This window comes from Pseudomonas sp. GW456-12-1-14-TSB6 (assembly GCF_059424205.1).
Genome location: NZ_JBWKZE010000030.1, coordinates 68,319 through 76,788 on the forward strand (window position 1 = coordinate 68,319; position 8,470 = coordinate 76,788).

Consider the following 8,470-nt stretch of genomic DNA (forward strand, 5'->3'; position numbering starts at 1 on the left):
GTTGATCGATGCAGCCGCCCGAAAGCGGCCGTAAAATTTGCGTTACCTTATAACATGAAAAACCGATCTAATCGCTAGCGGTTCTCAAACAGCGATCACGCGGTGCGCAGGGTTTCCAGCACGACCTGCAACGGATGGCGCAACTGTCGATCGGCCTGGCGCTTGACCTGACTGCGGCAGGAATAGCCGGTGGCCAGTGCTTCGCCCTTCTCCACCGGCGCCTCGATCTGCTTCGCCCAGGATTGCTCGTAGATCACCGCCGAGGTCTCGCGATTACGCGCTTCGTGCCCGTAAGTGCCGGACATGCCGCAGCAACCGGTGGCCTGGGTCGCGAGCTTCAGGCCGACACGCTCGAACACCTGCTCCCATTGTCGGGTGGCGGCCGGGGCGTTGGTTTTCTCGGTGCAGTGCGCCAGCAGGCGGAAGGTTTCGTCGCGGCGCGTTCCGACTTGCTCCGGCATGATCTTGAGCAGCCACTCCTGCACCAGCGCCACCTCCGGGCATTGCTCCATTCCCGGGACTTTCAGATATTCCTGGCGATAGACCAGGGTCATGGCCGGGTCGAGCCCTACCAACGGCACACCGATCTCGGCCAGCGCGCGCAATTGCCCGGCATTGCGCAACGCCGCGCGGTTGAACGCCGAGAGGAAGCCCTGCACGTGCAGCGGCTTGCCGTTGGCACTGAACGGTGCCAGGTAGACCTGATAACCGAGGCGCGAAATCAGCTCGATCAGATCCGCCAGCAACGGCGCCTCGAAATACCGGGTGAAGGCGTCCTGCACCAGCACCACGCTGCGTTCGCGCTGGGCTGCAGACAGCGCCGACAACACCTCGACCGACGCTGGCTGAACCTGCCAGCGGCGCATCGCCGCGTGGAAATCGAAACGGCTGAGCAATGGCACATCAACCATGCCGCCAAGACGTTCGATCAAGCGCCGGCTGAACGAGGCGCCCATCAAGCCGTTATAGAGAAACGGAATCCGCGCCATGTACGGAATCGTGTACTCCAGCGAAGCAATCAGATAATCCCGCGCCGGCCGCAGATAACGGGTGTGGTACAGCTCAAGGAACCGCGAACGGAAGTCCGGCACGTTGACCTTCACCGGGCACTGCCCCGCGCAGGACTTGCACGCCAGGCACCCGGCCATGGCGTCGTACACCTCGTGGGAGAAGTCCTGTTCCTGCGCACGGCTGTTACGCCAGCGCTGCAGCAACGTGCTGAAAAACGGCGGACGGCGACTGGCATCGGCCAACACGTCGACCCCCGCCTCGCCCTGCAACCGCAGCCATTCGCGAATCAGCGAGGCGCGGCCCTTGGGCGATTGCGCACGCTGGCGGGTGGCTTTCCACGATGGGCACATGGCGTCGTCGGGATCGAAGTTGTAGCAGGCGCCGTTGCCGTTGCAGTGCATCGCTGCGCCGTAGTCCTGCCAGACCTTCTCGTCGATCTGCCGATCGAGTTCGCCGCGCAGGGTCACTTCATCGATCTTCAGCAATGCCGCGCCGGGAATATTCGGCGTAGCGATCTTGCCGGGATTGAACTGGTTGAATGGATCGAACGCCGCCTTCAAGGCTTGCAACGCCGGGTACAACTCACCGAAGAACGCCGGCGCATATTCCGAACGCAGGCCCTTGCCGTGTTCGCCCCACAGCAGGCCGCCGTAACGCTGGGTCAGCGCGGCGACGCCGTCCGAAACGGGACGCACCAGTGCGGCTTGCTGTGGGTCTTTCATGTCGAGAATCGGCCGGACGTGCAGCACGCCGGCATCGACGTGACCAAACATGCCGTACTGCAATTGGTGGCTGTCGAGCAGGTCGCGCAACTCGGCGATGTACTCGGCCAGGTGCTGCGGCGGCACGGCGGTGTCTTCGACGAACGGCTGCGGCCGCGCTTCACCGGCGACGTTGCCGAGCAGGCCCACCGCGCGTTTGCGCATGCCGTAGACGCGATTCACCGCCGCATGCCCGACGGCCAGCGTATGCCCCAGGCGTTCGACCGTGGCGTCGTTGCCCAAGTGCTGGACGAAGGCTTCGACCCGGCGTTGCAGCTCCTCGGGATCGTCGCCGCAGAATTCCACCAGGTTGATCCCCAGCGTCGGCCGCTCGGCGCTTTCCGGAAAGTACTCGGCGACGCCGTGCCAGACGATGTCCTGCATCGCCAGCAACAGCACTTTGGAGTCCACTGTTTCAATCGACAGCGGCTTGAGCGCCATCAGCGCCCGGGCATCGCGCAAGGCATCCATGAAGCCGGCGTAGCGAATGTTCACCAGCATCGTGTGCTTGGGAATCGGCAACACATTGAGTTTGGCCTCGACCACAAACCCCAGCGAACCCTCGGCGCCGCACAGCACGCTGTTGAGGTTGAAACGATTGTCGGCCTCGCGCAGGTGCGCCAGGTCGTAGCCAGTCAGGCAGCGGTTGAGATCGGGGAAGGTTTCCCGGATCAGCTCGCCCTGCTCATCGATGATCTGCCGCGCACAGCGATACACCTCGCCGGCCCGGCCCTCGCGGGCGCATTCCGCTGTCAGCTCGCTTTCTTCCAGCGGGCGACCGTGCAAGCGCTCGCCACCGCGCAGGACCATGTGCAGTTCCAGCACGTGGTCGCGGGTCTTGCCGTAGGTGCAACTGCCCTGGCCGCTGGCGTCGGTGTTGATCATGCCGCCGACCGTAGCGCGGTTGGAGGTCGACAGTTCCGGGGCGAAAAACAGCCCGGCGGATTTCAGGGCGGCGTTGAGTTGATCCTTCACTACGCCGGCCTGCACCCTTACCCAACGCTGTTCAACGTTGATTTCGAGAATGCGGTTCATGTGCCGCGACAGGTCGACGACTATGCCGTCGGTCAACGACTGGCCGTTGGTGCCGGTGCCGCCACCGCGAGGGGTGATCACCACTTTCTGGTACGCCGGTTCGGCGATCAGACGGGCCAGCAGCGCCACGTCGTCGGCGTCACGCGGGAATACCGCCGCTTGCGGCAAGCGCTGATAGATCGAGTTGTCGGTGGCCAGCACCACGCGGCTGGCGTAGTCGGCACTGATTTCGCCACGAAAGCCGCTGGTTTCAAGGGCTTTGAGAAACTGTTGGTAGTCAGTGTTCAACGGGGTGGAAGGCGACAGCTGAGCAATCATCGGAAGTGCAATCTCGGTCAAAAACGGGCCGTGTGGCGGTGAACAGTTGTGCGCAATGAATGATTGCGTCACGCTCCCGCCATCTCATAGGCCTTATGTTCATTGCAGAGCGACGCCGGGACAACCGTAAAATCGACCCGCAATCCATGACTAAAACGAATGAATCCGCGAACCCTCACTCCCTCGATGTCGTTGCTGCTGGCATTTGAAGCCGCCGCACGCCATGAAAGCTACACCCGCGCCGCCCACGAACTGTCGCTGACCCAAAGCGCGGTCAGCCGGCAGGTGCAGATTCTGGAAAAGATGCTCGGCATGCGCCTGTTCAGCCGTGAAGGCCGGCGGGTGATTCTCACCGACGTCGGGCGCATGTATCAGCGCGAACTGTCCGAAGCCCTCGGCCAGATCCGAAGTGCGACCTTGCAGGCCATGGCGTTTGGCTCTGGCATCCACAGTTTGCGCCTGGCGACCCTGCCGACCTTCGGCTCGAAATGGCTGCTGCCGCGCTTGAAGGATTTCTACACCGCGCACCCTGGCATGACCGTTCACCTGCATTCACGCATCGAGACGATTGACTTCGACACCAGCGAAATCGACGCGGCGATTTGCGTCGGTGGCGGTGACTGGCCGGGGCTGACCGCTCACCGCCTGCACACCGAAGAACTGGTGGTGATCGCCAGTGCGCAGCTGTCCGATGCCGAACGCCGTGCGGCCGACAAGGACATCGCCGGGCAACTGCTGCTCAACGTCAGCAGCAACGCTCAGGCCTGGTCCGAGTGGTTCAGCCATCATGCCCTGCCCCATCGCAGCATGCGCATTGGCCCAAGTTTCGAGATGACCTCGCACTTGATCCAGGCCGTGCGCGCCAATATCGGGATCGGGCTGGTGCCGAGGATTCTGGTGGAAGATGAATTGCACAACGGCGAGCTATTGCAACTGGGTGAACCGATCAGCAGCCGGCGCAGCTATTACCTGGTGTACCCGGCGCGCAATGAGTCGCTGGCGTCGCTGAAGGCGTTTCGCGACTGGTTAATGCGCACGCTTTGAAACAATCGAGGGCGCCGTTTGGCGCCCTCTGGTTTTGCTCGATCAGAATCGCGGCTTCAGCGCTTTCCAGTCAGGTTTATAGCGTTGCATCTGCCGCACATCATCGCGCTGGCGAATGCCGCAGGTCAGGTACTGGTCATGCAGCTTGCCCAGTTGATCGTGATCCAGTTCCAACCCCAGGCCCGGCGCACGCGTGATCGTCACGCAGCCATCGACGATCGGCAGTTTGCCGCCCTTGATCACCTCTTCATCCGGCTCCTGCCACGGATAATGGGTGTCGCAGGCGTAGTCCAGATTTGGCACGGCGGCCGCCACGTGCGCCATGGCCATAAGGCTGATGCCCAGGTGTGAATTGGAATGCATCGACACGCCGAGGCCGAAGGTGTCGCACATTTTCGCCAGGGTCTGGGTGTCACGCAGGCCGCCCCAGTAATGGTGATCGGCGAGAACAATCTGCACGCTGTTCTGCGCCACGCTGCGGCGGAACTCGTCGAAGTCAGTGACCACCATGTTGGTCGCCAGCGGCAGCCCGGTGCGTTTGTGCAGCTCGGCCATACCGTCGAGACCCGGGGTCGGATCCTCGTAATACTGCAGATCATCACCCAGCAACTCGGCCATGCGGATCGAGGTTTCCAGCGACCAGTTGCCGTTGGGATCGATGCGCAGCGGATAACCGGGAAAGGCCTTTTTCAGCGCCTTGATGCACGCCACTTCGTGCTCCGGCGGCAACGTGCCGGCCTTGAGCTTGATGCTCTTGAAACCGTACGCCTCGATCATCCGCGCCGCCTGGGCGACGATTTGCTGCTCGTTCAGCGCCTCGCCCCAGTTGTCCGGTTTGTACGGTGAATCGACGTGCTGCGCATACTTGAAAAACAGGTAGGCACTGAACGGCACTTCGTCGCGCACCGCACCGCCCAGCAGATCCACCAGCGGCACATTCAGGTAACGGGCCTGCAAGTCGAGAAACGCCACTTCGAACGCCGAATACGCATTGCTGACGGCCTTGCTGGCGTGGGAACCGGGCGCCAGTTCGGCACCCGCCAGACTTGCCGGTTTGTGGGTGGCAACCGTGGTCTGAACGATCCGACGCAGCTGATTAAGATTAAACGGATCGAGACCGATCAACTGCGACTGCAACTGTTGCTGGATCGCCAACGCCGGGGCATCGCCATAGCTTTCGCCGAGGCCGATGTAGCCGTTGTCACTCTCGATCTCGATGATCGAGCGCAGGGCGAACGGTTCATGGATGCCACTGGCGTTGAGCAGCGGCGGATCACGGAAAGCGATCGGAGTGACGGTTACGCGAGTGATTTTCAAAATGACGCTCCTGTTGAGTCGAAATCAGTGGCTCGCCACCGGGTTGGCCGTCGGCACAACGGCAGTTTCGGGTTCAGGCTTTGCCGGGGTTTTGCCTTTGGCGCCTGGCGCCATGCGGGCGAAGAAGATCACTACTGCTGCCACCAGCGAAGTTGCGGCCAGGCCATACAGGCCGCCTTCTATGGAGCCGGTGGTCTGTTCAAGAAAACCGAACGCGGTCGGCGCAACGAAGCCGCCGAGGTTGCCGATGGAGTTGATCAGCGCGATCACCGCCGCTGCGATACGCGCATCGAGATAGCTTTGCGGAATCGGCCAGAACAGTGCCGAAGCAGCCTTGAAGCCGATGGCCGCAAAACAGATCGCGACGAAGGCGAAAATCGGCCCGCCGGTGGTGGACATGAACATGCCGAACGCGGCGATCACCAGAGTCAGCGCGACCCACGCCTGCTGGAATTTCCACTTGCCGGCCAGCGCCGCAAAGCCGTACATCGCGACGATGGAAATGATCCACGGCACGGAGTTGAGCAACCCGACCTGGAAGTCGCCGAGATTGCCCATCTTCTTGATCATGCTCGGCAGCCAGAAAGTGGCGCCGTAGATGGTCAGGGCGATGGAGAAGTAGATGAAACAGAACAGCGCGATCTGCCGGTCCGCCAACAGTTTGAACATCGATGGTTTGGCGACGTGGGTCGCTTCGCGGGCACGTTGTTCCTCGGCGATTGCCATCACCAGCGCTTCACGCTCCTCCTCGCTCAGCCACTTGGCCTGGCGCGGATGGGATTGCAGCCAGAACCAGACAAACCCGCAGAGCACCACCGACGCAGCGCCTTCGATCAGGAACATCCACTGCCAGCCGTGCAGGCCCAGACCGCTGATGTGCAACAGCGCGCCGGACACCGGGCCGGAAATCACCGAAGCAATTGCGGAACCGCTGAGAAACACCGCCATGGTCTTGCCGCGCTCAGAGGCCGGCAGCCATTGGGTGAAGTAATAAATGATCCCCGGGAAGAACCCGGCTTCGGCAGCGCCCAGGATGAAGCGCAGCACGTAGAAACTGGTTTCGCCTTTGACGAACGCCATGGCCATCGCCGCTGCGCCCCAGGTGAACATGATCCGCGTCAGCCAGGCGCGGGCGCCATAGCGTTGAAGAAGCATGTTGGACGGCACTTCAAACAAGGCGTAACCGATGAAAAACAGACCGGCGCCAAGGCCATAGGCAGCGACGCCGATACCCAGATCGGTTTCCAGATGACTGCGCACGAAGCCGATGTTGACCCGGTCGATGTAGTTGACGATGAACATCACCACGAACAACGGCAGCACATGGCGCTTGACCTTGGCGGCGGCGCGGGCGAGTACCGTGATGTCCGGCGGACTCTGGAGGGTTTTCAAGGGGCGACTCCCGATCTTTGTTTTTGTAGGGATGGCCTGTTCAGGCGTAGAGCGATCATGGACGGGGTGATTGATCCCGTCTAATCTAACTTGGCATTCGATTGATACCTGGATTAGATCAATGTTCGAGCTGACCCAACTGCGATGCTTCACCACCGTCGCCACCGAACTCAACTTCCGCCGTGCCGCCGAGCGGCTGAACATGACCCAGCCGCCACTGAGCCGGCAGATCCAGTTACTGGAACATCACCTGGGCGTCGAACTGTTTACCCGCAGCACGCGCAGTGTCGCGCTCACCGCCGCCGGCCGGGCGTTTTTCATCGAAGCGCAGAATCTTCTCGAACGCGCGCAACAGGCTGCCGTCACCGCCCGGCGCTTTGCCGAGGGCGATATCGGTTCGGTGAACATCAGTTTTGTCGGCAGCGCGGTGTACGAATTTCTGCCCAAGGTCATCGCCGAGGCGCGCCTCAAGCAGCCGCAGGTGAAGATCGACCTGACTGAAATGAACACCTATCAGCAACACGAAGCCCTGCGTGCCCGACGCATCGATCTGGGCATCGTCCGCGCGCCGTTGCTCGAGCCTGGTTACGCCACCGAATGCCTGGTGCGCGAGCCGTTTGTGCTGGCGGTGCCGAGCGGCCATCGACTGGCGGAGGCAGACGACGTTTCAGTGAAGGATCTGGATGGGCAGCCGTTCCTGATGTATTCCCACGCGGCCTATCCGCCGTTCAACGAATTGCTCACCGGCATGCTGCGCTCGGCCCGGGTCGCCCCGGATTACGTGCAATGGCTGGGGTCTTCGTTGACGATTCTGGCGCTGGTCAATGCGGGCATGGGCCTGGCGCTGGTGCCGCGTTGCGCGACCAGTGTGGTGTTCAGGAATGTGGTGTTTCGCGAGATCGATCTGGGCGAAGGGGTGCAGAGCGAGCTGCATCTGATCTGGCGGGAGAACAACGACAACCCGGCGTTTGCGATGTTGCTGGAGGGCATTCGCCGGGCGGTGAAGGATGGATGGGGTTAGGAATGGGCTTGCGGATATGGAGGGTATTTCGGCGGTGGAGGTGCCTTTGATGCCTCGATCAATGGTTTCTCCAGCCGCTTTCCGTCCGGCCCTACAAAAAGACGCTTTATATGTGGCGGTATTGGTTGTGATGCTCTGGCGGTCATGATGAACCCTCTGATACAGGGCTGAATTCAACCCATTTAACCCTCGTGGAATCTATCAGCAAAAATTCCGCACTAATAGGCACCTCCGTTCCATCTTCGTTGATCCAGCAGGGATACTGCATCACAAACTGCCCGCTGGTTGACTCGGGTGGCCAGTCCACCGGCCAGCCCAGGACGCGCCTTTCATCATCCAAATGCAGGGTGATAACGCGATCATATTTCGCAAATGCGCTGAACCATTGACTGGGGTAGGAAGATTGTTTCGTGACGTTTCTGCTGCGCAACCAACCATGTAACTTGCCATTCGCTGACAGGCAACAGGCCAACAACCCGAGTACCAGCGACGCAAAAAATGCCCACGACGCTTCAGCCTTCGCATCCCACTTTCCTATGGAAAACCCCTCCTCCCCCACCCACACACAAAC

6 protein-coding genes are annotated in these 8,470 nt (G+C 61.3%); 2 read left to right on the top strand and 4 right to left on the bottom strand.

Annotation, left to right across the window (positions count from 1 at the left end; all coding sequences use genetic code 11):
• Nucleotides 1-95: 95 nt before the first annotated feature.
• Complete coding sequence (gene ydiJ, locus AC07Y2_RS23565; protein WP_103386932.1) at nucleotides 96-3,125, bottom strand: D-2-hydroxyglutarate dehydrogenase YdiJ; 3,030 nt, start codon at nucleotides 3,123-3,125, stop codon at nucleotides 96-98.
• A gap of 159 nt (nucleotides 3,126-3,284) precedes the next feature.
• Between ydiJ and AC07Y2_RS23570 the strand changes: the two genes are divergently transcribed.
• Complete coding sequence (locus AC07Y2_RS23570) at nucleotides 3,285-4,169, top strand: LysR substrate-binding domain-containing protein (protein ID WP_011334658.1); 885 nt, start codon at nucleotides 3,285-3,287, stop codon at nucleotides 4,167-4,169.
• Nucleotides 4,170-4,211: 42 nt separating this feature from the next.
• Here AC07Y2_RS23570 and AC07Y2_RS23575 read toward each other — a convergent pair whose 3' ends face one another.
• Nucleotides 4,212-5,486 (bottom strand): glucarate dehydratase family protein, encoded by a 1,275-nt coding sequence (locus AC07Y2_RS23575; protein WP_103386931.1) that lies wholly within the window; start codon nucleotides 5,484-5,486, stop codon nucleotides 4,212-4,214.
• Nucleotides 5,487-5,510: 24 nt separating this feature from the next.
• Complete coding sequence (locus tag AC07Y2_RS23580) at nucleotides 5,511-6,878, bottom strand: MFS transporter (RefSeq protein ID WP_085667589.1); 1,368 nt, start codon at nucleotides 6,876-6,878, stop codon at nucleotides 5,511-5,513.
• Nucleotides 6,879-6,999: 121 nt separating this feature from the next.
• Here AC07Y2_RS23580 and AC07Y2_RS23585 point away from each other — a divergent pair, with 121 nt between their 5' ends.
• Nucleotides 7,000-7,899 (top strand): LysR family transcriptional regulator, encoded by a 900-nt coding sequence (locus AC07Y2_RS23585; protein WP_064379392.1) that lies wholly within the window; start codon nucleotides 7,000-7,002, stop codon nucleotides 7,897-7,899.
• A 142-nt stretch (nucleotides 7,900-8,041) separates the two neighbouring features.
• On the opposite strand, the gene AC07Y2_RS23590 is transcribed toward AC07Y2_RS23585, so the two are convergent.
• The coding region (locus AC07Y2_RS23590; RefSeq protein ID WP_103386930.1) for a DUF6338 family protein at nucleotides 8,042-8,470 on the bottom strand (429 nt) is incomplete at its 5' end.